Source organism: Pseudomonas parafulva NBRC 16636 = DSM 17004 (assembly GCF_000730645.1).
GTDB lineage: Bacteria > Pseudomonadota > Gammaproteobacteria > Pseudomonadales > Pseudomonadaceae > Aquipseudomonas > Aquipseudomonas parafulva.
Map to the genome: position 1 here is coordinate 41600 of NZ_BBIU01000011.1, position 23469 is coordinate 65068.

General features: G+C 62.0%; 26 protein-coding genes. 8 read left to right on the forward strand and 18 right to left on the reverse strand.

Annotated features, from left to right (window positions below):
• Positions 1-255 precede the first annotated feature (255 nt).
• Both PPA02S_RS08430 and PPA02S_RS08435 read left to right on the forward strand, forming a co-directional pair.
• Positions 256-855, forward strand: a complete 600-nt coding sequence (locus PPA02S_RS08430; RefSeq protein WP_028635024.1) for a Yip1 family protein — start codon at positions 256-258, stop codon at positions 853-855.
• Positions 856-943: 88 nt separating this feature from the next.
• Positions 944-1465 (forward strand): SprT family zinc-dependent metalloprotease, encoded by a 522-nt coding sequence (locus tag PPA02S_RS08435; RefSeq protein WP_272867586.1) that lies wholly within the window; start codon positions 944-946, stop codon positions 1463-1465.
• A gap of 96 nt (positions 1466-1561) precedes the next feature.
• Here PPA02S_RS08435 and fpr read toward each other — a convergent pair whose 3' ends face one another.
• Complete coding sequence (gene fpr / locus PPA02S_RS08440) at positions 1562-2341, reverse strand: ferredoxin-NADP reductase (protein WP_028635022.1); 780 nt, start codon at positions 2339-2341, stop codon at positions 1562-1564.
• Between the two features lie 119 nt (positions 2342-2460).
• Here fpr and PPA02S_RS08445 point away from each other — a divergent pair, with 119 nt between their 5' ends.
• On the forward strand, positions 2461-3387 hold the full coding sequence (locus tag PPA02S_RS08445; protein WP_028635021.1) for a LysR family transcriptional regulator: 927 nt from the start codon (positions 2461-2463) through the stop codon (positions 3385-3387).
• On the opposite strand, the gene PPA02S_RS08450 is transcribed toward PPA02S_RS08445, so the two are convergent.
• The 3 genes from PPA02S_RS08450 to PPA02S_RS08460 all read right to left on the reverse strand — a co-directional run bounded on the left by PPA02S_RS08450 (position 3384) and on the right by PPA02S_RS08460 (position 5367).
• On the reverse strand, positions 3384-3752 hold the full coding sequence (locus PPA02S_RS08450) for a diacylglycerol kinase (RefSeq protein WP_028635020.1): 369 nt from the start codon (positions 3750-3752) through the stop codon (positions 3384-3386). The two genes, PPA02S_RS08445 and PPA02S_RS08450, sit on opposite strands and share 4 nt — an antisense overlap.
• A gap of 73 nt (positions 3753-3825) precedes the next feature.
• Positions 3826-4476, reverse strand: a complete 651-nt coding sequence (erdR, locus tag PPA02S_RS08455) for a response regulator transcription factor ErdR (protein ID WP_028635019.1) — start codon at positions 4474-4476, stop codon at positions 3826-3828.
• 180 nt (positions 4477-4656) lie between these two features.
• Positions 4657-5367, reverse strand: coding sequence for a tRNA-uridine aminocarboxypropyltransferase (locus PPA02S_RS08460; RefSeq protein WP_028635018.1), 711 nt, complete (start codon positions 5365-5367; stop codon positions 4657-4659).
• Between the two features lie 213 nt (positions 5368-5580).
• Here PPA02S_RS08460 and PPA02S_RS08465 point away from each other — a divergent pair, with 213 nt between their 5' ends.
• Both PPA02S_RS08465 and PPA02S_RS08470 read left to right on the forward strand, forming a co-directional pair.
• Positions 5581-6000 carry a quorum-sensing-regulated virulence factor family protein gene (locus PPA02S_RS08465; RefSeq protein ID WP_028635017.1) on the forward strand — a complete coding sequence of 140 codons (420 nt, stop codon included), beginning with the start codon at positions 5581-5583 and terminating at the stop codon, positions 5998-6000.
• A 122-nt stretch (positions 6001-6122) separates the two neighbouring features.
• Positions 6123-7190, forward strand: coding sequence for an LOG family protein (locus PPA02S_RS08470; RefSeq protein WP_042141494.1), 1068 nt, complete (start codon positions 6123-6125; stop codon positions 7188-7190).
• 4 nt (positions 7191-7194) lie between these two features.
• On the opposite strand, the gene recX is transcribed toward PPA02S_RS08470, so the two are convergent.
• The 4 genes from recX to PPA02S_RS08490 all read right to left on the reverse strand — a co-directional run bounded on the left by recX (position 7195) and on the right by PPA02S_RS08490 (position 10468).
• On the reverse strand, positions 7195-7662 hold the full coding sequence (gene recX / locus PPA02S_RS08475) for a recombination regulator RecX (protein WP_028635016.1): 468 nt from the start codon (positions 7660-7662) through the stop codon (positions 7195-7197).
• Between the two features lie 21 nt (positions 7663-7683).
• Positions 7684-8760 carry a recombinase RecA gene (gene recA / locus PPA02S_RS08480; RefSeq protein ID WP_028635015.1) on the reverse strand — a complete coding sequence of 359 codons (1077 nt, stop codon included), beginning with the start codon at positions 8758-8760 and terminating at the stop codon, positions 7684-7686.
• A gap of 103 nt (positions 8761-8863) precedes the next feature.
• On the reverse strand, positions 8864-9346 hold the full coding sequence (locus PPA02S_RS08485) for a CinA family protein (RefSeq protein WP_028635014.1): 483 nt from the start codon (positions 9344-9346) through the stop codon (positions 8864-8866).
• Positions 9347-9403: 57 nt separating this feature from the next.
• Positions 9404-10468 (reverse strand): hypothetical protein, encoded by a 1065-nt coding sequence (locus PPA02S_RS08490; RefSeq protein WP_028635013.1) that lies wholly within the window; start codon positions 10466-10468, stop codon positions 9404-9406.
• 181 nt (positions 10469-10649) lie between these two features.
• Between PPA02S_RS08490 and mutS the strand changes: the two genes are divergently transcribed.
• Positions 10650-13223, forward strand: a complete 2574-nt coding sequence (mutS, locus tag PPA02S_RS08495) for a DNA mismatch repair protein MutS (protein WP_028635012.1) — start codon at positions 10650-10652, stop codon at positions 13221-13223.
• Positions 13224-13363: 140 nt separating this feature from the next.
• Positions 13364-13687, forward strand: coding sequence for a ferredoxin FdxA (gene fdxA, locus PPA02S_RS08500; protein WP_028635011.1), 324 nt, complete (start codon positions 13364-13366; stop codon positions 13685-13687).
• Positions 13688-14193: 506 nt separating this feature from the next.
• Here fdxA and rpoS read toward each other — a convergent pair.
• From rpoS to PPA02S_RS08540, 8 genes are all read right to left on the reverse strand, one after another.
• Positions 14194-15201, reverse strand: coding sequence for an RNA polymerase sigma factor RpoS (gene rpoS, locus PPA02S_RS08505; RefSeq protein ID WP_028635010.1), 1008 nt, complete (start codon positions 15199-15201; stop codon positions 14194-14196).
• A gap of 108 nt (positions 15202-15309) precedes the next feature.
• Positions 15310-16158 (reverse strand): peptidoglycan DD-metalloendopeptidase family protein, encoded by an 849-nt coding sequence (locus PPA02S_RS08510; RefSeq protein ID WP_028635009.1) that lies wholly within the window; start codon positions 16156-16158, stop codon positions 15310-15312.
• Between the two features lie 217 nt (positions 16159-16375).
• Positions 16376-17014 carry a protein-L-isoaspartate(D-aspartate) O-methyltransferase gene (locus tag PPA02S_RS08515; protein ID WP_161629595.1) on the reverse strand — a complete coding sequence of 213 codons (639 nt, stop codon included), beginning with the start codon at positions 17012-17014 and terminating at the stop codon, positions 16376-16378.
• 35 nt (positions 17015-17049) lie between these two features.
• A complete protein-coding gene (surE, locus tag PPA02S_RS08520; RefSeq protein WP_028635007.1) occupies positions 17050-17799 on the reverse strand; it encodes a 5'/3'-nucleotidase SurE in 750 nt (249 codons plus the stop codon).
• Positions 17787-18845, reverse strand: a complete 1059-nt coding sequence (gene truD / locus PPA02S_RS08525) for a tRNA pseudouridine(13) synthase TruD (protein ID WP_028635006.1) — start codon at positions 18843-18845, stop codon at positions 17787-17789. Before truD ends, surE begins: the two co-directional genes overlap by 13 nt.
• Positions 18842-19315 (reverse strand): 2-C-methyl-D-erythritol 2,4-cyclodiphosphate synthase, encoded by a 474-nt coding sequence (ispF, locus tag PPA02S_RS08530; RefSeq protein ID WP_028635005.1) that lies wholly within the window; start codon positions 19313-19315, stop codon positions 18842-18844. The genes truD and ispF overlap by 4 nt, the downstream gene beginning before the upstream one ends.
• Before the next feature lie 50 nt (positions 19316-19365).
• Positions 19366-20217, reverse strand: coding sequence for an S-formylglutathione hydrolase (gene fghA, locus PPA02S_RS08535; protein ID WP_028635004.1), 852 nt, complete (start codon positions 20215-20217; stop codon positions 19366-19368).
• An 8-nt stretch (positions 20218-20225) separates the two neighbouring features.
• Positions 20226-21338, reverse strand: a complete 1113-nt coding sequence (locus tag PPA02S_RS08540) for an S-(hydroxymethyl)glutathione dehydrogenase/class III alcohol dehydrogenase (protein WP_028635003.1) — start codon at positions 21336-21338, stop codon at positions 20226-20228.
• 107 nt (positions 21339-21445) lie between these two features.
• On the opposite strand from PPA02S_RS08540, the gene PPA02S_RS08545 reads away from it, so the two are divergent.
• The gene (locus tag PPA02S_RS08545) at positions 21446-22342 is read left to right on the forward strand and encodes a LysR substrate-binding domain-containing protein (RefSeq protein WP_028635002.1); all 897 of its coding nucleotides are present in this window, start codon (positions 21446-21448) and stop codon (positions 22340-22342) included.
• Between the two features lie 28 nt (positions 22343-22370).
• Here PPA02S_RS08545 and ispD read toward each other — a convergent pair whose 3' ends face one another.
• On the reverse strand, positions 22371-23078 hold the full coding sequence (gene ispD / locus PPA02S_RS08550; RefSeq protein ID WP_028635001.1) for a 2-C-methyl-D-erythritol 4-phosphate cytidylyltransferase: 708 nt from the start codon (positions 23076-23078) through the stop codon (positions 22371-22373).
• Entirely contained in the window at positions 23075-23356 is a 282-nt protein-coding gene (ftsB, locus tag PPA02S_RS08555) for a cell division protein FtsB (RefSeq protein ID WP_028635000.1), read from the reverse strand. Before ftsB ends, ispD begins: the two co-directional genes overlap by 4 nt.
• Positions 23357-23469: the final 113 nt, after the last annotated feature.

Here is a 23469-nt window from a genome sequence, read left to right on the forward strand (position 1 = left end):
GCTTGAATCCGCGAGGTGTGACAAAAGCCGGCTATTTTACGCACAAATGCGCCAGCACTGTAGGCATTCCGACAAAGACTTCACGGTAATCAGCAGCAGGTGCGCGAGTGCGATTTGCTCTAAAGCTGCTACCTTGATCGAGTCACCGCTTCCTATACTGCGTGATAGGGCCAACGTCCCGCTCGCTCGGTGTCCAGGCCCCGGGCCGCTGCGCTCCATAGAGGGCGACTGGCAACATTCAGAGGAGTGACCGGCATGATTCATCACGTCGTTGGGCTATTTACCCACCCCGACCGGGAATGGCGGGAAATCCGTGGCGAAGACGAAACCATCAGCCACATGTACCTGACCCATACCTTGATACTGGCGGCGATACCCGCCCTTTCGGCATTCATTGGCACTACCCAGGTTGGCTGGGTGATCGGCGACCGGCCAGCGGTGATGCTGACCCTGCAAAGCGCACTCTGGATGAGCATCATGTCCTATGTCGCCATGCTCGCCGGGGTGGCGGTGATGGCGGCCTTTATCCACTGGATGGCACGTACCTACGATGCCAATCCGTCCATGGCCCAGTGCACGGCCTTTGCCACCTACACCGCCACCCCACTGTTCATTGCCGGCTTGGCGGCGCTCTACCCACACCTGTGGCTGGGCATGCTGGTGGGCACAGCGGCTATCTGCTACACGGTGTATCTACTGTACGTGGGCCTGCCGACCTTCATGAACATCCCGCAGGATGAAGGTTTTCTGTTTTCCAGCTCCGTCCTGGCGGTAGGGCTGGTGGTGCTGGTGGCGATCATGGCGGCCACTGTCATCATCTGGGGCTTGGGTGTAGGGCCTGTCTACACCAACTAGGCCGGATGTCAGCGCGCTGCCCGGGGGACCCGAAGGCCACGGGGCGCGCTGACAGGTGGCTCGGCGGCCCCCCCGCGGTTACGGCATAATGACGGGCCAGGAGAACCATTGCGCCATGCCCGAGCTGCTTATCCAACGCGTCGAAACCTGTTACCAGCAAGCGGAAACCTTCTTCAAACGCCCCTTCCTCCGCCCGGAAGTGAACTTCAAACTGCGCGGGCAAAAAGCCGGGGTCGCCCACCTTCACGAGAACAAACTGCGCTTCAACCTGCAGCTGTACCGAGAAAACCAGGAAGATTTTCTACGCCAGACGGTGGCGCACGAAGTCGCGCACCTGGTGGCCCACCAACTGTTCGGCGACAGCATTCAGGCTCACGGCCAGGAGTGGCAATTGATCATGCGCGGGGTGTACGAACTGCCGCCCAGCCGCTGCCACAATTATGCAATCAAGCGCCGCCTGGCGACCCGGTATATCTACCGCTGCCCATGCCCGCAAAGCGATTTCCCGTTCACGGCCCAGCGGCACACGCTGGTTCGCCAAGGGCGGCGCTACCTGTGCAAGCGGTGCCGGGGGATATTGGTGTATAGCGGTGAAACGCGGCTGGAATAGAGAGGTGGTGCGCTAGCTGGCACGCCAGCGATTGCGCCAGCCGCCCAGGCATGAAAAAGGTGGCACCGAGGCCACCTTTCCATACCCGCCTACGCCTTACTTCTCGACGAAGGCGCGCTCGATCAGGTAATCACCTGGCTCACGCATGCGCGGGGAGATCTTCAGGCCGAAGCTGTCCAGCACTTCGCTGGTCTCGTCGAGCATGCTGGGGCTGCCACAGATCATGGCACGGTCGTCCTGCGGGTTGATCGGCGGCAGGCCGATGTCGCTGAACAGCTTGCCGCTGCGCATCAGGTCGGTCAGGCGGCCCTGGTTCTCGAACGGCTCGCGGGTAACGGTGGGGTAGTAAATCAGTTTTTCGCGTACCGCTTCACCGAAGAACTCGTTCTGTGGCAGGTGTTCGGTGATGAACTCACGGTAGGCTACCTCGTTCACGTAGCGCACGCCGTGCACCAGGATCACCTTTTCGAAACGCTCGTAGGTTTCCGGGTCCTGGATGACGCTCATGAAAGGCGCAAGGCCGGTGCCGGTGCTGAGCAGGTACAGGTGCTTGCCCGGGTTCAGGTCATCGAGTACCAACGTACCGGTAGGCTTTTTGCTGATGATGATTTCATCGCCTTCCTTCAGGTGCTGAAGCTGGGAGGTCAGTGGACCATCCGGCACCTTGATGCTGAAGAATTCCAGGTGCTCTTCCCAGTTCGGCGAGGCGATGGAGTAGGCGCGCATGAGCGGGCGGCCGCTGTCTTGTTGCAGGCCGATCATCACGAACTGACCGTTCTCGAAGCGCAGACCCGGGTCACGGGTGCACTTGAAGCTGAACAGGGTGTCGTTCCAGTGGTGCACACTGAGGACACGTTCGTGGTTCATGTTGCTCATCTAATGGGGCTCCTGAAAAAAGACGCGGCGCAGAGGGCGCGTAGTTGCGCGATAGTTTAGGGGCAGCGACAATATCTGTTAACTGAATTATCAAGATATGTGTTATCGGTTATATCGATATGCGATTTACACTTCGTCAACTTCAGGTCTTCGTGGCCGTCGCCCAGCACCAGAGCGTGTCGCGAGCAGCCAGCCTGCTTGCGCTGTCGCAGTCTGCTGCCAGCACTTCCATCACCGAACTCGAGCGCCAGTGCAGCTGCCAGCTGTTCGACCGCGCCGGCAAGCGCCTGAGCCTCAATGCGCTGGGGCACCAGTTACTGCCTCAGGCTGTCGCCCTGCTTGACCAGGCCAAAGAAATCGAAGACCTGCTCAATGGCAAGTCCGGCTTCGGCTCGCTGGCCGTGGGCGCCACGCTGACCATTGGCAACTACCTGGCCACCTTGCTGATCGGCAGCTTCATGCAACTTCACCCGGAAAGCCAGGTGAAGCTGCACGTGCAAAACACTGCGCATATCGTGCAACAGGTTGCTCACCATGAAATTGACCTGGGTCTGATCGAAGGCGATTGCAACCATCCAGACCTTGAGGTCCAGCCCTGGGTGGAGGATGAGCTGGTGGTGTTCTGCGCGCCGCAGCATCCGTTGGCCAAACAGGGCCGCGCCGATGTGCAGACGCTGGCCAGGGAGGCCTGGATCCTGCGCGAGCAGGGTTCAGGCACGCGCCTTACGTTCGATCAGGCGATGCGACACCACCGCTCTCACCTGGATATCCGCCTTGAGCTGGAGCATACCGAGGCCATCAAACGTGCGGTGGAGTCTGGCCTGGGCATCGGCTGCATTTCGCGCCTGGCGCTGCGCGATGCATTCCGCCGGGGCAGCCTGGTGGCGGTGGAAACCCCGGAGCTGGACCTGATGCGCCAGTTCTACTTCATCTGGCACAAGCAGAAATACCAGACATCGGCCATGCGCGAGTTCCTGCAACTGTGCCGCAACTTCACTGCCGGCGTCACCCGCAGTGATGAAATCGTGTTACCGCCTATCGCCTAAAGCAGGATTACGCCCCACACCAGCGCCACCATGCTGAGCGACACGAATTGCGCAGCGCTGCCCATGTCCTTGGCATTTTTCGACAGCGGGTGGCGCTCCAGTGAAATGCGGTCGATGGCTGCCTCTACCGCCGAGTTGAACAGCTCCACGATCAAGCCCAACAAGCAGACAGCGATCATGATTGCCCGCTCGGCACGGCTGACCGGCAGCCAGAAGGCGATGGGGATCAGCAGCACGTTGAGCAGTACCAACTGACGAAATGCCGCTTCGCCCTTGAATGCGGCGCGCAGCCCGTCCAGCGAATAGCCAGCGGCGTTCAGGATACGTTTAAGGCCGGTCTGGCCCTTGAAGGGTGATGGAGTCATGAGGGTCGCTTAACAACGAAAAGGCCAGCAGACTAGACCGGCATGGGTCAAAAAAGCGTGAAGCCACGCGCAGTCAGGTACTGGCAACCGATTCAAGTTGTTGCAGCAACAGCGCGGCCTGGGTGCGCGTACGCACGCCCAGCTTGCGGAAGATGGCCGTGACATGGGCCTTGATGGTGGCTTCGGATACGCTCAGTTCGTAAGCGATCTGCTTGTTCAGCAGGCCTTCGCACACCATCGTCAGCACCCGGAACTGCTGCGGCGTCAGGCTCGCCAGGCCTGCACTGGCGGCCTTGGCCTCGGCAGGTACATCCACCTTCTCGAACGCCTGGGGCGGCCACCATACTTCACCGTCCAGCACCTTGCGCACGGCGTCCTGGATCACCTCCAAGGTACTTGACTTGGGGATGAACCCGCTGGCGCCGAATTCGCGAGACTTGACCACCACGGCGGCCTCTTCCTGCGCAGAGACCATCACCACAGGTATTTGCGGGTACTGCCCGCGCAGCAGCACCAGCCCGGAGAAACCATAGGCCCCAGGCATGTTGAGGTCCAATAGCACCAGGTCCCAATCTGCCTTTTCGCTCAGGCGGGTTTCCAGCTCGGCGATGCTGGCAACCTCTACCAGGCGAACGTCCGGGCCCAGGCCAAGCGTTACGGCTTGGCGCAAGGCACCGCGGAACAGCGGGTGGTCATCGGCAATCAGGATTTCGTACGTGGCCATCGATCTAGTGATCCTGTTCTGTACCCGGCGCCCGGTCTCAAACGGGGCTGCCCGGCGGGGAATCGGCGCCAAGGATGCCGAGCGCGGCCCAGGAAGGCAAGCCAGCCGCCCTGCCGTCCCGCCTGTCCTGGCTGCCCAGCCCCCTCATTATGAACGAAAGCCCGGGGCATGCCCCTTGGACTATAGGAAGGTATGCAAACGGCGATGGGTGTCATCCTGTTCGTCCAGCGGCACCCGCCGCTTGCCGCTGAGGTAATGCAGGCTGAAGACATCCAGGTAGGCATCCAGCGCCTGGGAGGCTACCGCGTCCCCGGCCAGGTCCAGGCACATGGCCGCAACCTCGGCGGTACAGAAGTGGTCATCACGACGGGAACGGCGCAAGCGGTAGCGTGACATCTGCTCGGCTTGCAGGCTCAGCACCGGAAAGCGGTTCAGGTACGGGCTTTTGCGGAACATCTTGCGCGCCTCGGTCCAGGTGGCATCCAGCAGGATGAACAGCGGGCGCTTGCCGGGCTCGCGCACCACTTCATTGACCACACGTTGTTCAGTAACGAATTCACCGGGAAAGACGATATAGGGCTGCCACTGCGGGTCGTCCAGCAATGCCAGCAAGCCTTCGTCGACCGAGGTGCGCAGCCAGCCAAAAGCGGAAGTGTCCTCGATCAGGTCGGCAATCAGCCAGCCAGTGTTGGTGGGCTTCAATGGCTCGGTGTCATGCATCAGCAGGCAAATGCCCGACTCGGCTTGCACCTTGGGCTTCCAGGCACACAGGCAGTGCGTGGCGATTACCCGGCAATCGGGGCAGCGTTGCGCCCGTGATCCACGGGCAACGAAGGGCTTGTTACTGCGGGCCAGGCGTTCGGCACGCAGGCGCGCTACCGCGTGGCTCATGCCGGCAGGCCTCCAGGCAGGTTGAAAATAGGCACGGTAATAGCTCGAGCAAAAACGGCGTGCAGTTTAACAGAAGCGCCACCCATTGCTGTGCAGCGGGCGACGCGCCCCCTATAATCGCGGCTTTATGCCAGGCACAGGCGCCGTGCGGTGCTCACGGAACGCCGCAGATGCATGCATGTCCAAGCGCCAGTCACCGAACAGGAGAGATTCATGCTGCGCCTCATCGCCCCCGCCCTGAGCCTGATGCTCGCCCTGCCCCTGGCAGCCCAGGCGGCTTCCAAGCAGGACTACGACCTCAACAAGATGCTGCAGAAGGTCGCCAAGGAAAGCAGCGTCGGCACGCCCCGCGCCATCAATGAAGACATTCTCGACCAAGGCTACACCGTTGAAGGCAAGGCCTTGATCAACCACCTGAGCGTGCGTGGCGAGCATGCTGCGCGCATGCAAGCCAACCCCGAGCAGGTTCGCAGCCAGCTGGGCGACAGCGTGTGCCGCAACAGCGGGTTCCGCAACCTGATGTCCAAGGGTGCCGTGATGGTCTACCGCTTTACCGTGTACAAGACCAATCAGCCTGTGATGGATCAAGCCTTCGACAGCGCAAGCTGCGTGGCAGGCAACAAGAAGAAGTAATGGCCGCATTGGCCGGTTGCCTGGGCGCCACGGCGCCCATTGCTGGCTGATCGGCAGTCATTGCGGCTGGGCATGATGCCGCGCAACCGGCTAGATTGAGAGGGTGCAGAAGGAGAAGTTGCATGCCTTATCAATCGAATGAACTGCTTTCCGGCCATTTCCGCGACAACAACATCGACCTCAGCCACATCGACGCACAGTTGCAACTCGTGGCACCCGCCAGCCCCAACCTGCCGCTGTACCGCGAGATGATGCTGACCGTTCTGCGCATGGCTCATGACGATGCCGACCGCTGGAGCGCCAAGATCACAGCGCAGGCACTGCGTGAACTTGACCAGTCTTTCCGTGCCCTGCAGCGCTACAAGGGCCGCCGCAAAGTCACCGTATTCGGCTCGGCGCGCACGCCTCTGCAGCACCCGATGTACGCTATCGCCCGCGAACTGGGCGCCACCCTTGCACGCTCGGACCTGATGGTAATCACTGGCGCCGGTGGCGGCATCATGGCCGCAGCGCACGAGGGTGCCGGCAGCGATCACAGCCTCGGTTTCAACATCACCCTGCCCTTCGAGCAACATGCCAATGCCACGGTGGATGGCACGGACAAATTGCTACCTTTCCACTTCTTTTTCATCCGCAAGCTGTTCTTCGTCAAGGAGGCCGATGCGCTGGTGCTCTGCCCTGGCGGCTTTGGCACACTGGACGAAGCGCTTGAGGTGCTGACCTTGATCCAGACCGGCAAAAGCCCGCTGGTACCCGTGGTACTGCTGGACTCACCCGACGGCACCTTCTGGCGCGATTGCCTGGCTTTCATCCGCAATCAACTCGAAGAAAACCGGTACATCCTGCCCGGCGACCTGAAGCTGGTCCGCCTGGTGCATACAGCTGATGAGGCGGTGGAGGAAATCAACCAGTTCTACCGCAATTACCATTCAAGCCGTTGGTTGAAGAGCCAGTTCGTTATTCGTATGCAACACGCCCTGAGTGCCGCCGCACTCCAGGACATACGGGAAACCTTCGCGGACTTGTGCATGAACGGGGAATTTGAACAGCAGCCCGACAGCAGCGCCGAACATGAAACGGTCGACTATGGGCACCTCACCCGCCTGTCCTTCGCCTTTACCGGTCGCGACCAGGGTCGGTTAAGAGAGCTGGTGAACTTCATCAACGTGCCGGAGAACTGGCTGATATAACACGTCAGTCGTCCAAATCGCGCCCACTGAGCAAGCGACCGATCATATCCAGGGGGAAGCCGCGGTAGGCCAGAAAGCGTGTTTGCTGCGCACGACTGCGCGGATCCTGCGGGCGCTGGCCGGCGAACTTGCGTTGCCAGACATCCCGCAAGCGCTCCCCCCAATCCACTTCGCTTTCACGCAGTGCCTGCTCGATATCAGTTCGAGCCAACCCACGTTGACCAAGTTCTTCGCGAATGCGCGCCGGGCCATAACCGGAGCCGGAACGGTATCTAATGAAGCTTTCCAGGTACCGGGCTTCGCTTAGCAGCCCTTCATCGCAAAGCCGATCAAGCTCAGGCTCGATCAGCTCGTCCATCGCACCGCGCTGGCGCAACTTGCGTGTTAGTTCAACGCGACCGTGCTCACGTCGCGCGAGCAGGTCCATGGCAGCCCGCCGAATGGCGACAGGGGTGTCGAGTACGGCGGCCATAATTTAGCAACTACCGCGCGATCAATAACCAGCGTCGGCGTCAGCCATGTCGTCGGCGTCAGCTTTTGCGGCTGCAGCTTTACCAGCAGCAGCTGCGGCGGCAGCGGCGCCTGCGGTGAGCAATTTGTCGCGAACCTGCTTCTCGATCTCGTTGCCGATAGCTGGATTTTCTTGCAAGTACTTGGCGGCGTTGGCCTTGCCCTGACCGATTTTATTGCCCTGATAGCTGTACCAGGCACCCGACTTTTCGACCAACCCTTGGGATACGCCCAGATCGATGATCTCGCCGTTACGGTAAATACCCTTACCGTAAAGAATCTGGAACTCAGCCTGACGGAACGGCGGCGAAACCTTGTTCTTGACCACTTTGACGCGAGTTTCGCTACCCACCACTTCATCGCCTTCCTTGACCGCGCCAGTACGGCGGATGTCCAGGCGCACCGATGCGTAAAACTTCAGGGCGTTACCACCGGTGGTGGTTTCCGGGCTGCCGAACATGACGCCGATCTTCATCCGGATCTGGTTGATGAAGATCACCAGGCAGTTGGCGTTCTTGATGTTACCGGTGATCTTGCGCAAGGCCTGAGACATCAGACGAGCCTGCAGGCCCACGTGCATGTCACCCATTTCGCCTTCGATTTCCGCCTTCGGCACCAGCGCAGCTACGGAGTCGACAATGATCACGTCAACCGCGTTGGAGCGCACCAGCATGTCGGTGATTTCCAGGGCCTGCTCGCCGGTGTCTGGCTGCGAGACCAGCAGGTCGTCGACATTGACGCCCAGCTTGCCGGCGTATTCCGGGTCCAGGGCGTGCTCGGCGTCGACGAACGCGCACGTGGCGCCGCTTTTCTGGGCTTCGGCGATGACCGACAGCGTCAGCGTGGTTTTACCCGACGACTCCGGGCCGTAGATTTCGACGATACGGCCTTTTGGCAAACCGCCGATGCCCAACGCAATGTCCAGCCCCAGGGAGCCGGTGGAAATGGCGGGGATGGCCTGGCGCTCGTGGTCGCCCATGCGCATGACCGCGCCCTTGCCGAATTGGCGTTCGATTTGACCCAGGGCCGCAGCCAAGGCGCGCTTCTTGTTGTCGTCCATTGAAATCCTCACGTGTTCGACTTGGCCCTGACGGCCGGGATACCTGTATAAGTAGCCAGTATTATTCCACAGGCCAGCGCCTACGCAAACCCCTGTCGTCGATTTACCGCGGGGCAAGCTGTAACAAGCCTTCTAAAGCGGCGATCACGGCCTGCCGGCGCACCGCCTCGCGGTCGCCGTCGAACTGGCGACGCGTGCTGACCACGCGGCTGCCATCGCCCCAGGCCAGCCATACGGTACCCACCGGCTTGGCCGGCGAGCCACCGCCAGGGCCGGCCACACCACTGACCGCAACGGCAAAACGTGCGCCACTGGCGGCTTGCGCCCCGCGCACCATGGCTTCGACCACCTCCTGGCTCACCGCCCCGACCTGCCCGAACAACTGCTCAGGCACGCCCAACTGCCGAGTTTTCTGCGCATTGGAATAGGTCACGTAACCGGCCTCGAACCATGCCGAGCTGCCGGCGATGCGGGTGATGGCCTCGGCGATACCGCCGCCGGTGCAGGATTCGGCAGTGCTCACCTGCGCACCAACGCGCTGCAGGTGTTCGCCCAATTGGTTGGCGAGCGTGGTGATCGGGTCCATGACAGGCTCCTGAAAGAGTGGGCGCTACCCTACCATCCTGGTAGAGCCACTGGCCGGTCAAACGTTCAGGCTTTCCCGCGCAATCTTGCTGATGACGCGCTCATCCCTGCGCTTGAGCCTCGGCAGCCCTGCAGGCCAGCCATTGGTCCAGTCGAGGCCGCCGAGCATGCGCATGTCGTCGATCGCCGAGCGCCACCACACCACCTTGCAGGCCTGCAAATACTCATCACCACTGATCGCACTGCCGTAAAGCAGCTTGCGGGCAACGCCACGCAGTTCACGAGGCACGCGCAGCAGGCTCAGCTTCACACCAACGCGCATCAGCCACGAGGGCAGCGGGCGGTACGCTGGCACCTGCAGCGCCAAGGCCGGCATGTAGGCATGAAAGCCCTCGCCATGGCGGGCAAAGAACACGTCCTGGATGGCATGAAGGTACGGTTTCATGGCGTAGTAATGGCTGATCAAACCCCGTGCCTGGTTGATGCGCGCGCCATAAATTTCAAACGAAAAGGCAATCTGCTCGATGGTCAGCAGCTCACGGCTGTAGGCGGCCCAGTCGTCGATCCGGGCGATCGCCCGCTGGGCAACGGCTGCGTTTTCATGCGCAAGGCCCAGTACCCCACTGTTGCACAGCTGCAGGTCGTCGGGTGGCAACTGGCCTGTCGCCGCCAACCCACGGGTGAGGGCGCGGTAATGACGCTTGCGCGAGGCCTTGGCCCAGCTCGACTCCACTTCGTCGATCAGAAATTGGCCGGCACCCACCTGTTCGAAGAGCCGCTGCGCAGGTTGCAGAAACACCGTGTCGGTGTCGATGAAAATGGTCTTTTGTGCCCATTCGCAAGCCTGGGCAATGGCGCAGGCCTTGCGCCGATGGGTGTAACTGCCATCGGGCGCCCAGGCCTGAAGGGTCTGCGCGTCCAGCCTGACCACTTCCACGGGCCACCCAGCAAATGCCTGGGGCTCGTCGGTAAGCACACGAATAACGGGGCACTCGCCGGGTTCACAGCGCGCCAAGGCGGTGAGAATGCTGAACTTGGCCTCTAGCTGATAGGTACGACGCTTGCCGTACAGAAGGTAGATAAGTTGCTGGTCTACAAAAGAAACGCGCGTGGAGACATTCATGCAAATAGCGGCTTGGGTCTTCATCGGGGCTCGCCATTCTAAAGCCTGATGTCGCCTGGCTCCACCCCCGAGCGCCAACTGCGCCGATTTGCCCACTTGCGCGCGCCTGCATGGCAAGCAAAAAGGCTGTACCATTGCGGGTTTACCATCGCCAACCAGATCACCCGCTGTAAGGCCCCGAATGTCTGATCTTTCCGCACACACCCCGATGATGCAGCAGTACTGGAAGCTGAAGAACCAGCACCCGGACCAGCTGATGTTCTACCGCATGGGCGACTTCTACGAGATCTTCTACGAAGATGCGAAAAAGGCCGCCAGCCTGCTGGACATCACCCTGACCGCCCGCGGTCAGTCAGCCGGCCAGTCCATCCCCATGTGCGGCGTGCCGTTCCATTCGCTGGAAGGCTACCTGGCCAAGCTGGTGAAGCTGGGCGAGTCGGTGGTGATCTGCGAGCAGATCGGCGACCCGGCCACCAGCAAAGGGCCGGTCGAGCGCCAGGTGGTGCGTATCATCACGCCCGGCACAGTCAGCGACGAAGCGCTGCTGGATGAGCGCCGCGACAACCTGATTGCCGCGCTGCTGGGCGATGACCGCCTGTTCGGCCTGGCTGTGCTGGATATCACCAGTGGCAATTTCAGCGTTCAGGAGCTCAAGGGCTGGGAAAACCTGCTGGCCGAGCTGGAACGCCTGAACCCGGTGGAGCTGTTGATCCCGGACGACTGGCCGCGCGACCTGCCTGCCGAAAAGCGCCCGGGAGCTCGCCGCCGTGCGCCCTGGGACTTCGACCGCGACTCCGCGCGCAAGGCGCTGTGCCAGCAATTTGCGACCAAGGACCTCAAGGGCTTTGGCTGCGACAAGCTGACCCTGGCCATCGGCGCCGCTGGCTGCCTGCTGACCTACGCGAAGGAAACCCAGCGGACCGCCTTGCCGCACCTGCGCAGCCTGCGCCATGAACGCCTGGACGACACCGTGATCCTCGACGGTGCCAGCCGCCGCAACCTGGAGCTGGACATCAACCTGGCGGGTGGGCGTGACAATACCCTGCAATCGGTGATCGACCGTTGCCAGACCGCCATGGCCAGCCGCCTGCTGAGCCGCTGGCTGAACCGGCCGCTGCGCGACCTCAAGGTGCTGCAGGCCCGGCAGGACTCGATCCGATGCCTGCTCGACGGCTACCGGTTCGAGAAACTGCAGCCGCAACTGAAGGAAATCGGCGACATCGAACGTATTCTGGCGCGCATCGGCCTGCGTAACGCACGCCCCCGCGATCTCGCCCGCCTGCGTGATGCCTTGAGCGCACTGCCCGAACTGCAGAACGCCATGGCCGAACTGGAAGCCCCTCACCTGGCGCGGCTGGCCGCCATTACCGGCACCTACCCGGAGCTTGCCAGCCTGCTGGAACGGGCGATCGTGGATAACCCACCGGCGATCATCCGTGATGGCGGTGTGCTCAAGGCCGGCTATGACAACGAACTGGATGACCTGCTGGCGATCAGCGAAAACGCCGGTCAGTTTCTCATCGACCTGGAAGCCCGTGAAAAAGCCCGTACCGGCCTGGCCAACCTCAAGGTCGGCTACAACCGCGTGCACGGTTATTTCATCGAGCTGCCCACCAAGCAGGCAGAACAGGCGCCGGGCGACTACATCCGCCGCCAGACGCTGAAAGGCGCCGAACGGTTCATCACCCCAGAGCTGAAAGCATTCGAGGACAAGGCGCTGTCGGCCAAGAGCCGGGCCCTGGCCCGCGAAAAGATGCTCTACGACGCCCTACTGGAAACCCTCATCAGCCACCTGGCGCCGCTGCAGGACAGCGCCGCAGCCCTGGCCGAACTGGATGTGCTCAGCAACCTGGCCGAGCGCGCGTTGAACCTGGACCTAAACTGCCCACGCTTCGTCGACCACCCTTGCCTGCGCATTGAGCAGGGCCGTCACCCGGTAGTCGAGCAGGTGCTCACCACCCCGTTCGTGGCCAACGACCTGGGCCTGGACGACAACACACGCATGCTGGTGATCACCGGGCCGAACATGGGCGGTAAATCCACCTACATGCGCCAGACCGCGCTGATCGTGCTGCTGGCCCACATCGGCAGCTTTGTACCGGCAGCCAGCTGCGAACTGTCGCCGGTAGACCGGATCTTCACCCGCATCGGCTCCAGCGATGACCTGGCTGGCGGGCGCTCCACGTTCATGGTGGAGATGAGCGAAACGGCCAACATCCTGCATAACGCTACAGACCGCAGCCTGGTGCTGATGGACGAAGTCGGCCGCGGCACCAGCACCTTCGACGGCCTGTCGCTGGCCTGGGCAGCGGCCGAGCGCCTCGCGCGCCTGCGTGCCTATACGTTGTTCGCCACCCACTACTTCGAGCTGACGGTACTGCCCGACAGCGAGCCGCTGGTGGCCAACGTGCACCTCAACGCCACCGAGCACAATGAACGCATCGTGTTCCTGCACCATGTGCTGCCGGGGCCGGCCAGCCAGAGTTATGGCCTGGCGGTGGCGCAGTTGGCCGGGGTACCCACTGCTGTCATCCAGCGCGCACGGGAGCACCTGGCACGCCTGGAAACCAACAGCCTGCCCCATGAACCGCCTGCTGTGCCGGGTCCGAAGGGCGCGCCACAGGTGCCGCACCAGAGCGACCTGTTCGCCAGCCTGCCCCACCCAGCCATCGAGAAGCTGGGCAAGCTGCAGCTGGATGACATGACCCCGCGTCAAGCTATCGAAATGCTATATCAACTAAAGAACCTGTTATAACGGCGTCCACTACAAGCTGGTAGAATCCGCCGCGGTTTGCTGGTGCTGCAGGTTATTAGCCTGGCCTGCAGCCATGTACCCGTAAACCGCGCGGCCCCAAGAGGAAGGGCCGCCGCCGTCGCCTGAGGAGAGAATTAGAAATGACCTTCGTCGTCACCGACAACTGCATCAAATGCAAATACACCGACTGCGTGGAAGTCTGTCCGGTGGACTGCTTCTACGAAGGCCCGAACTTCCTGGTCATTCACCCGGACGAGTGCATCGATTGCGCCCTGTGCGAGCCTGAATGCCCGGCGCAAGCCATCTTCTCGGAAGACGAAGTGCCTTCGGGCATGGAAAACTTCATTGAGCTGAATGCCGAGCTGGCAGAGATCTGGCCGAACATTACCGAGCGTAAGGACGCCCTGCCCGACGCAGAGGAATGGGATGGCAAGACCGGCAAGCTTGCCGACCTGCAGCGCTAAGCAGCAGCGCAATACAAAAAGGCCCTTGCAGGGCCTTTTTTGCTTTCTAGCGGGCAAAAAAAAGGGGCGGTTTGACCCGCCCACATTTTTTTCCGTAGTCCCTGCTTGTCCTGAACATCGTCCTGATGAAATCGCTTCTTGCGATGTCCCTGGCTTTCTTCCTGAAGGCCTGTGCATGTCCGTGTGCACAGTTCGAATACTAGCGATTCGGCTGAGGGAGGCAACCGGCAAACCTCTCACAATGTTGCGCTGGATACATTTCCTCACAGGCAAAAACATCATGTTTTTCAGTCAGTTGTGAAAATAGCCAGACTGAAAACGACAATGATTTACTCTCCCTCGCATACATGGCTTACGCGACGAGTAAGCAAACACTTACACGCCAAGCTGCAACCTGTAGGCGTTGAGCGACTCTGTTAGGGGTTGGGGAGTATTCGAGCAAATACCTCACATACGAAAACGCCCCGGCATGCCGGGGCGTTTCAGGGGGGTAAGGCAGCAGCTGCTTATCGAAACAACGACTCGCTGGACAAGCCGTTCTTCTCGAGGATTTCGCGCAGACGCTTAAGCCCTTCTACCTGGATCTGCCGAACGCGCTCACGGGTCAGGCCGATCTCCAGCCCGACATCTTCCAACGTGCTGCTCTCGTGGCCACGCAGGCCAAAACGACGCACTACCACCTCGCGTTGTTTATCGGTCAGTTCACCCAGCCACTGATCGATGCTCTGGGACAGATCATCGTCCTGGAGCAGTTCGAAAGGATCGGTCGGGCGGTCGTCAGTGAGCGTATCGAGCAAGGTCTTGTCTGAGTCCGGCCCCAGCGAAACGTCGACTGACGATACCCGCTCGTTGAGACCGAGCATACGCTTGACCTCCGCAACGGGCTTTTCCAGCAGGGTAGCGATTTCTTCCGGCGAAGGCTCGTGATCCAGTTTCTGGGTGAGCTCTCGGGCTGCACGCAGATAAACGTTCAGCTCCTTGACCACGTGGATGGGCAAGCGGATGGTGCGGGTCTGGTTCATGATCGCCCGCTCGATGGTCTGGCGAATCCACCATGTAGCGTAGGTGGAAAAGCGGAAACCACGCTCCGGGTCAAATTTCTCAACGGCACGGATCAACCCCAGGTTGCCCTCCTCGATCAGATCGAGCAACGACAAGCCACGGTTCACGTAACGGCGGGCAATTTTCACAACCAGGCGCAGGTTGCTTTCGATCATGCGTTTGCGGCCAGCAGGGTCGCCTTTTTGCGACAATCGCGCAAAATGCACTTCCTCTTCCGGCGACAAAAGGGGCGAGAAGCCGATCTCATTGAGGTACAGCTGGGTGGCATCGAGCGCCCGGCTGTAATCGATGTACTTGTGTTGTTTGAGCGAAGGGCCCGACTTGGCCCTGGTCCGAACCGAGGATACAGCAGGTTCGTCTGACACCACATCCGTTTCCAAAACGATACCCGTCTCCATGAGGAGGACGTCATCGTCGATGTCAAACTCCGGCGCTTCTTTACTGAGAGCCATTGTTATAGTCCTTTGCTGAGTTCGAACTCAGACTCAAGCGGCACCTGTATCCCTGGCAGCGCTGGAGCCTGTCCCCTCTACGTCACGGGAAACAGGCTGGTACAACGGTCAACGACGTGGCAGGAACTGGAGAGGATCGACGGGCTTGCCCTGGCGGCGAATCTCGAAATGCAGCTTCACCCTGTCTGTGCCTGTGGACCCCATTTCAGCAATCGACTGCCCTGCCTTGACCTGCTGCCCCTCCCGAACCAACAGCCTGCGGTTGTGACCGTAGGCACTGACGTAGGTATCGCTGTGTTTGATGATGATCAACTCGCCGTAGCCCCTTAAACCACTCCCGGCGTAGACCACTGTACCACCCGACGCAGCAAAAACAGGCTGTCCCAAATCACCGGCGATATCAATGCCTTTATTCAAACTACCGTTTGAAGCAAATTTTCCAATCAGCACCCCGTTGGCCGGCCATGTCCAGCCACCCACCGCACGTTCTGCAGCGGGCACCGTAGCCACCACAGGGGCAGTGGTCGTAGTAACGGTTTTGGTGGTGCTGGCAGGGGCCGCCGGCGAGGTGCCCACCGGACGACGGGTCACGGTGGTACGGCTGGAGGAAGACGGGCTGGCAACCACCGTCGTGCTGCCCGACGCACCCGTGCTGAAACGAATGGCCTGGCCGGGGCGTATGGTGTAGGGCGGTGCGATACCGTTGCGGGCGGCCAGCTCTTTGTAGTCCCAGCCATAGCGGAAAGCGATGGAAAACAGCGTGTCACCCGGTTTGACCACGTATTGCCCGGACGTCACCGTCGGCCGTTTGGGCGCAGCGCTGTTGCGGTCGACCACCCGTGCGTTGTTGCTACCGCTGCTGGAGCACCCCACCAGCAGCGCGCCCAGGGCCATGGCGAGCACCACGAGCTTGAAAGCCGAGCTGTCCTTGCGCTGCCGAAAGACTGTGTGAACCACCCGCGCTCCCCTCATGGTGCCGAAATCTTCTTTGAACAAGAAATGCAATAGTATTGCAATTATAACGAAGCTCGCCGGCATTCCCAGGCAGATGCAACACGCTGCTGCAAAGGCCGATCATAGGCCGGCGCAACCTGTGCGTACCGCCTGATAGACAGGACGACGCGGCAAGAATTCGCTGCTGTTGTAAAAATAGCCCGCCGGTAAGGCCGGCGGCTCAGGCCACAGGCCCATTCAGCAAAGGCACGAAACGCACCGCGCCCAAAACCCGGCGCGAGAAGCCATGTTCTTCACGCACGATCAGCATCAGCTGCTGAGCCTCGCCGGCAGGCCCCACAGGGATCACCATGCGCCCACCGGGTGCCAGCTGGTCCAGCAACGCCTGGGGCACTTCCGGCGCCACCGCCGTCACGATGATACCGTTGTAGGGCGCCAACGCCGGCCAGCCCTCACAGCCATCGCCCCAGCGGAACACCACGTTGCGCAGGCTCAACTCAACCAGACGCTCCTTGGCGCGATCCTGTAGCACCTTGATGCGCTCAACCGAGAAAACCCGCTCCACCAGTTGCGCCAGCACGGCGGTCTGGTAACCCGAGCCGGTGCCGATCTCCAGCACCTTGTCCAACGGCCCGGCTTCGAGCAGCAACTCGCTCATGTGCGCGACCATGAACGGTTGCGAGATGGTCTGGTTGTGCCCGATCGGTAGCGCGGTGTCTTCATAGGCCCGGTGGGCCAGGGCCTCGTCAACGAACAGGTGACGGGGCGTGCGACGGATGACATCCAGCACCTGGGTGTTCGATACACCCTCTTCACACAGGCGCTGGATAAGCCGCTCCCGGGTGCGCTGGGAGGTCATGCCGATACCGCGCCGCAGCATATCGTCTTCGCGCATCAAAGCAGCCCCTCCAGCCAGCCATCGAGCTGCTCGAAGGCATCACTGAAGGTGCGGTCCAACTGCAGCGGCGTTATTGACACATACCCCTGCATGACCGCATGGAAGTCGGTACCCGGGCCGCCATCCTCGGCGTCACCGGCCACGGCGATCCAGTAGCCTTCCTTGCCACGCGGGTTGACCACCTTGGTAGGGGCCGCCGCCCGGGCCCGGTGCCCCAAGCGGGTCAGCTGGATGCCGCGGATGCGCTCCAGCGGCAGATTGGGGATGTTGACGTTGAGCACGGTACGCGGTGGCAACACCAGGCGCGACTGTGCCTCTACCAAACGACGGGCGATGTGGGCGGCAGCCGGCAAATTGTCGGGCTGGCGAGACAGCAGCGAGAAAGCAAGCGATGTGCCACCCAGGAAACGCCCCTCGAGCGCCGCTGCGACCGTGCCGGAGTACAGCACGTCATCGCCCAGGTTGGCGCCCAGGTTGATGCCTGACACCACCATGTCGGGCGCCTGAGGCAACAGGCCGTTGAGCCCCAGGTGCACACAGTCGGTGGGCGTGCCATTGAGGCTGATGAAGCCATTGGCCAGGGTCACGGGATGCAGCGGGCGGTCCAGCGTCAGCGAACTGCCGGCGCCGCTCTTGTCCTGGTCAGGGGCGATTACCGTGCACTCGGCGTAATCCGCCAGCGCAGCGTGCAGCGCGGCGATGCCGGGTGCAGTAACACCATCGTCGTTCGAAATCAGAATACGCATGGGCTGTCCGTCTGCCCTGCCGGCACCAGATCCACCACTTCGCGCACTACTACGGTGGCGAAGCATCCGGCCGGAAGGACGAATTCCAGTTGCAGGATATCAGGCTCGGGATAATGCCACGTCAGGCCGCCAATAGGGAGCCGCATGATGCGCCGTTCGTGATCCATGCCCGCCTGCGACAACCAGTGGCAGAGTGCTGGCTGACGCGCGGCGATGGCATTTTCCAAGTCTGCGCAGGCGCCAGCAGCGGGTGACGCGCCTTCGCCCCACAACGGGCCGGTGGGGTGCAGGTCGAGCACCGCCAGCCGTGGGTCACTGCATTCGGCCTCACCCGCCGGGAAGAAACTGCGGCTATCGGTGAAGGCCAGCAAATCGCCTACCTGCGCCTGGTCCCAGTTGCCTTGGGCCACGCGCGCAGCCAGCACCTGGTTGAACAGATAGCTGCGCCCGGCCGAGAGCAACCGCGAGCGCACGTTGCGCTGCTCGGGCAGGGCCTTGCGTGCCGCCCACTCGAGGGCATCCTGCACATTGCCACCGCCGTGACCGAAGCGCTGGGTACCGAAGTAGTTGGGCACCCCTTGCTGCTTGAGCAGCGCCAAACGCGCATCGATGGCCTGGTGATCTGCCTTGAGGGCCGTGAGGCGCAAGGTGAAACCGTTGGCGGAGTGGGCGCCACGCTGCAACTTGCGCTGGTGGCGCACCTGCTTGAGCACGCGCAGGCTGGCATCTTCGGCCCGCGAAAGGTCCGGGTCGGCCTTGCCAGGCAAGTGCAGGCTGAACCACTGGCGGGTCAGCGCCTGGCGGTCCTTGAGCCCGGCGTAGCTGATAGCACGCGCTGGCACACCCGCAGCACGGGCCAGGCGGCGAGCGGCCTCCTCGGTGTTGAGGTCGCGCTTTTCCACCCATAGCCACAGGTGTTCGCCCTGCCCGGACAACGGAATATCCAGCACTTCATCCACCTGGAAGTCTTCAGCTACCGCCTTGAGTACGGCGCTGCCCAGGGGTTCGCCCGATGCGCGCGGGCCCAGCAGTTCCTGTTCGGTCATGCTGGCAGCAGCAGGGCAACCGAATGCACGGCAATCCCCTCCTCGCGGCCTGCGAAGCCCAGTTTTTCGGTGGTAGTGGCCTTGACGTTGACCTGATCGAGGCCAACCTGCAGGTCGTCGGCCAGCAGTTGGCGCATGGTGTCGATATGCGGCGCCATCTTGGGCGCCTGGGCGACGATGGTGGCATCCACATTGCCCACCTTCCAACCCTTGGCCTGGACCACACTCAGCACATGGCGCAGCAGCACACGGCTGTCCGCGCCCTTGAACTGCGGGTCAGTGTCGGGGAAGTGCTTGCCGATATCGCCCAGGGCCGCAGCACCGAGCAGCGCATCGCTCACGGCGTGCAGCAGCACGTCGCCATCAGAGTGGGCCAGAAGGCCGTATTTGTGGGGGATACGCACCCCGCCCAGGGTAATGAAAGCACCGTCGCAGAAACGGTGCACATCGTAGCCGTGGCCAATACGCATAGAAAAACGCCCTGAATGAGTCAGGGCGTGATTCTACCTGTATTTGCAGGCTAGCGCCCCAATGCCGCGGCGTGATGGCGCAGGTGGTCCTCGATGAAACTGGCAATGAAGTAATAACTGTGGTCATAGCCAGGTTGCAGGCGCAAGGTCAGGTCGTGACCGCCTTTGCGCGCAGCCTGCTCGAGTGCTTCAGGCTTGAGCTGCTTTTCCAGGAAATCATCGCGGTCGCCCTGGTCCACCAGCAACGGTGGGCACTGCCCGGCCAGGGTTTCGGCCAGCAGCACGCTGGCGTCCCACTCGCGCCAGCGGGCGCGGTCTTCCCCCAGGTAGCGGCTGAACGCCTTCTCGCCCCATGGGCAATCCATGGGGTTGCTGATGGGTGAAAACGCCGATACCGCGCGGTAGCGCCCCGGGTTGCGCAAGGCGCACACCAGCGCGCCGTGCCCGCCCATGGAATGGCCACTGATGCTGCGCTCCCCCGACGCGGGGAAGTGTGCCTCGATCAGCGCGGGCAACTCCTGCACCACATAGTCATGCATGCGGTAGTGCTGGGCCCAGGGTTGCTGGGTAGCATTCAGGTAGAACCCGGCGCCCAGGCCGAAGTCCCAGGCACCGTCGGGGTCGCCCGGTACCTGCTCGCCACGCGGGCTGGTATCGGGCGCCACAATGATCAACCCAAGCTCCGCAGCCAGGCGCTGGGCACCGGCCTTCTGCATGAAGTTCTCGTCGGTGCAGGTCAGGCCGCTTAGCCAGTACAGCACCGGCAGCTTGGCGCCCTGCTCCGCTTGTGGCGGCAGGTACACAGCGAACACCATGTCGCAGCCCAGCACCTTGGAGTGATGCCGGTAACGCTTGTGCCAGCCGCCGAAGCTTTTCTGGCAGGAGATGTTGTCCAGGCTCATGGCAAACCTCAGAAGTGAATGACGCTGCGAATGCTCTTGCCTTCATGCATCAGGTCGAACGCCTTGTTGATGTCTTCCAGGCCCATTGTGTGGGTAATGAAGGTGTCCAGCGGAATCTCGCCGTTCTGCGACATCTCGACGTAGCTCGGCAGCTCGCTGCGCCCGCGCACCCCACCGAACGCCGAACCGCGCCATACCCGGCCGGTAACCAGCTGGAACGGACGGGTGGCAATTTCCTGCCCGGCGCCGGCGACGCCGATGATCACCGACTCCCCCCAGCCCTTGTGGCAGCACTCCAGCGCCGCACGCATCAGCTGGACATTGCCAATGCACTCGAAGGAGAAGTCCACGCCGCCGTCGGTGAGGTCCACAATGACTTCCTGGATCGGGCGGTCGTACTCCTTCGGGTTGATGCAATCGGTAGCACCCAGCTGGCGAGCGATCTCGAACTTGGCCGGGTTGATGTCGATGGCGATGATGCGCGAGGCCTTGGCCTTGACCGCGCCGATGATCGCCGACAGGCCGATGCCGCCCAGGCCGAAGACCGCGACGGTATCACCCGGCTTGACCTTGGCGGTGTTCAACACCGCGCCGATGCCGGTGGTAACGCCACAGCCCAGCAGGCAGACCTTCTCCAGCGGGGCTTCTTTCTGGATCTTGGCCACAGAGATTTCCGGCAGCACCGTGTACTCGGAGAAGGTCGAAGTGCCCATGTAATGGAACAGTGGCTGGCCTTTGTACGAGAAACGCGTGGTGCCGTCTGGCATCAGGCCCTTGCCTTGGGTGGCACGAATGGCCTGGCACAGGTTGGTCTTGCCCGACAGGCAGAACTTGCACTTGCCGCATTCAGGGGTGTACAGCGGGATTACGTGGTCACCAACGGCAACCGAGGTGACGCCCTCGCCTACCGCTTCGACGATTGCGCCACCTTCATGGCCCAGAATCGACGGGAAGATGCCCTCCGGGTCGGCGCCCGACAATGTGTAGGCGTCGGTATGGCAAACGCCGCTGGCGACAACGCGCAGCAGCACTTCCCCGGCCTTGGGCATGGCCACGTCGACTTCGACGATCTCCAACGGTTTCTTGGCTTCGAAGGCTACGGCAGCGCGGGACTTGATCATCAAAGGTCTCCATACAGGTGTTGAACAATGGCCTGCAGTGTAATTCACCTTGATTTGATGAATAATCAGCCTCGGCTCAAAACATTATTGCTGCACAGGGACAATCAATGCTTAGCCGTTGGGAAGGCATAGACGAATTCGTTGCGGTGGCCGAGTCTGGCCAGTTCACGGCGGCGGCCGAACGCCTGGGGGTTTCGTCATCCCATGTGAGCCGCCAGATCGCCCGCCTTGAAGAGCGCGTACAAACACGCCTGCTGTACCGCAGTACCCGCCGGGTGACGCTGACGGAGGCGGGGCAGACCTTTTTGCAGCATTGCCAGCGCCTGCAAGACGGCCGCGAGGAAGCGCTGCGCGCCATGGGTGACCTGGCCAGCGAGCCCAAGGGGCTGCTGCGCATGACCTGCGCGGTGGCGTATGGCGAGCGGTTTATCGTGCCGCTGGTGACGCGTTTCATGGCCCTGTACCCGCAGTTGCGGGTGGACGTGGAACTGAGCAACCACACCCTCGACCTGGTGCATCACGGCATGGACCTGGCGATAAGGCTGGGCCGCCTGGCCGACTCTCGCCTGGTGGCCACGCGCCTGGCGCCACGGCGCATGTACCTGTGTGCCTCACCCGCCTACCTTGAACGCTACGGCAGGCCACACAGCGTGTCCGAGCTCGCCCGCCACAACTGCCTGATCGGCAGCTCGGACGTGTGGGCGCTGCAGCTGGAAGGGCGCGAGCTCAGCCAACGGGTGCAAGGCAACTGGCGCTGCAACAGCGGGCAGGCAGTGCTGGATGCTGCGCTGCAGGGGATCGGGTTGTGCCAGTTGCCGGACTACTACGTGCTGGAGCACCTGAACACTGGGGCGCTGGTGTCACTGCTGGAGGCACACCAGCCGCCGAATACGGCAGTGTGGGCGCTGTATCCACAGCAACGGCACTTGTCGCCGAAGGTGCGGCGGTTGGTGGATTACCTGAAGCAAGGGTTGACGGGGTTGCCGGAGTATCGTTTCGGCTGAAGGGGTGTGCTGCTAATACTGGCGACCATCAGCGCCTACCCGCCCAGCGCTGGCGCAACCATTCCAGGTCTTCGGGGCGCGTGACCTTGATGTTGTCACTGCGCCCTTCGACCAGCCTCGGCGCCTGGCCGGACCATTCGATGGCCGAGGCCTCATCGGTCACTACCACATCAGACACCAGGCACTCGGCCAACGCCCGGTGCAATGCCCCAAGGCGGAACATCTGCGGCGTGTAAGCCTGCCAGATGGTGCTGCGGTCCACGGTAGCGCTCACCCGGCCATCGCTGTCGGCACGCTTGAGGGTGTCGCGCGCCGGCACCGCCAGCAGCCCCCCCACCGGGTCGTCTGCCAGCTCCGACAACAACTTGTCCAGGTCGCTGCGTGCAAGGTTCGGCCGCGCCGCATCGTGGACCAGCACCCAGTCGCTGTCCGAGGCCCCCTGGGCATGCAGCAGCAACAAAGCATTCAGCACCGAGTCCGCACGCTCACGACCGCCATCGGCGCGCCGTATGCGCGCGTCATTGGCACACGGCAGGCCAGGCCAATAGGGGTCATCTTCGGCAACACTCACCACCACCCCGCTTAACGTGGGGTGGCCCAGGAAACAGTCGAGGCTGTGCTCAAGAATAGTCTTGCCGGCCAGCTCAAGGTATTGCTTGGGGCGGTCGGCAGCCATGCGGGCACCCACGCCGGCAGCCGGGATCACGGCCCAGAAGGCCGGTAGATGCGCGTTCATTTCTGCGGCAACTGGAAGAGGGTCTCGCCCTCCTTGACCATTCCCAATTCATGACGAGCCCGTTCTTCGACGGTCTCCATGCCCTTCTTCAGCTCCAGCACTTCGGCATCGAGCACGCGGTTACGCTCGAGCAGGCGCTCGTTTTCGGCGTGCTGCTCTTCGATCTGCTGCTTGAGCTCGGCCACCTGCGCCAGGCTGCCATTGCCCACCCACAAGCGGTACTGCAGGCCACCCAGCAGCAAAAGCAGGACCAGGAACAACCAATAAGGACTGCGCATCAAGATATCCAGGTTGAAAGACCCTGTCGGTTCAGGGGCTCGGATAGCACAAAGCCTGGCCGAGGCCAGGCTTCGTAAACAGAAACCCGTTGGGCTACAGGCACATTCAGTAC